This is a genomic window from Moorena sp. SIO4A1 (genome assembly GCF_010672065.1).
Classification (GTDB): domain Bacteria; phylum Cyanobacteriota; class Cyanobacteriia; order Cyanobacteriales; family Coleofasciculaceae; genus Moorena.
Map to the genome: position 1 here is coordinate 1 of NZ_JAAHHX010000812.1, position 1299 is coordinate 1299.

Genomic DNA, 1299 nt, shown 5'->3' on the forward strand with positions numbered 1-1299 from the left:
ATTCAAGGCATTTGCCAGAGCAATGCGCATGGCTGTGGAAATTGATCCTCGTCGTGCAGGGATGATTCCAAGCTCTAAGGGAGTTTTGTAAGCGATGCAGCGCGGTCTTGGGGGTTCCCCCCATGAGCGACTGCATCAAGACAAAGCTATTGAGAAATCCTAAACGTTTAAAACAAACAAAAAGCCATGGGACTAAGAGTTCCACAGCTTTTAGACTGGTCTAAGGAGCATTAACTACATTTGATCGTAGAGTACACTAACCGTGGGCATAGTCCTCGTAACAGTTTTGGTAACGAATTTGGTAACGAAATGGTTTTTACTGAGCTATTATCCAAACGAGAATTTACCAAAGCGCAAAGCGCATTGTGCAGATCGTAATAGATTCAAACGACTAGCGCCCTAGTGCTGACGCTAGCAAACCCATTCTAGGCAGCCAGCCCCGCAATCGGTGCCTCATTCATACCTAGCCAAAGGCCAAGATTGCACCCTTGAGTTTTAGAAAAATCTGGGATTATGTGGTATCATTCTTGGTGGTTTAATTTCATTTTCATTCTGGTGTTTCAGCTCAGTGGCAATGATTAGCTGATCAAGGGTGCATTTGAGCTTTTCCATGATTAACTTAGTCTGCCAAAAGGAGAGCTTAGGCTGCATTTTGCCCCTTTCCCAAATGGAAATGGTTTTCTGGGTTACTCCAAGGGCTTCAGCAAGTTCTCGCTGAGTTAAGCCAACTTGCTGGCGCAACTTTAGTAGGGTTATGTCATGATGTTCACGTAGCATTATACTTTAATGTATAGTTTTCAAAGCCATATCATCAACGGTATGAACAAAAACAGATAATAGCAGGTAGCCAAAAACTGCTTTTGCTTTTTGAAACCTAATCATAACGCTTCCAGGTTATTTAACCCAGCCATCCTTAAATCTACAAATAACAGCTCAATCCGTTATACGTCATCCACCTGCAGTCAAATATGGCTCCTGGTTTGCTGATAGTAAGGTTGCTTTAATGGCAAAAAGCCATCACTCCACCACAAGACTCAGAGAAGAATACAGAAGACTTAGGTGAGCAGCTGTTGGATTAAGCGGTGCGACCTGTGGCGAATTAAATTCGCCTACGGCAAGCGCACCGAGTAGGTCTAAGCTGACCTGCTCTCCTAAGATAATGCCACCAAAGCTATTGATTTGATATATCTTGGTTTTGATATATCTTGGTTTCAAATCCTGTACTGAAATAGTCTTATGACCGCTGTAACTCCCTTAGCTAATGCTCCGGATCTATCTACCGATAACTACTTGGTGGTG

At 43.1% G+C, this 1299-nt stretch carries 2 protein-coding genes and 1 pseudogene; 1 reads left to right on the forward strand and 2 read right to left on the reverse strand.

What is annotated here, in order from left to right:
• A pseudogene (locus tag F6K53_RS43115) lies at positions 1-91 on the forward strand (imidazoleglycerol-phosphate dehydratase); the annotation flags it as partial.
• Between the two features lie 404 nt (positions 92-495).
• Here F6K53_RS43115 and F6K53_RS43120 read toward each other — a convergent pair.
• A complete protein-coding gene (locus F6K53_RS43120; RefSeq protein WP_075897123.1) occupies positions 496-777 on the reverse strand; it encodes a helix-turn-helix transcriptional regulator in 282 nt (93 codons plus the stop codon).
• Positions 778-1017: 240 nt separating this feature from the next.
• The gene (locus tag F6K53_RS43125; RefSeq protein ID WP_293086820.1) at positions 1018-1215 is read right to left on the reverse strand and encodes a hypothetical protein; all 198 of its coding nucleotides are present in this window, start codon (positions 1213-1215) and stop codon (positions 1018-1020) included.
• Between the last annotated feature and the right edge of the window lie 84 nt (positions 1216-1299).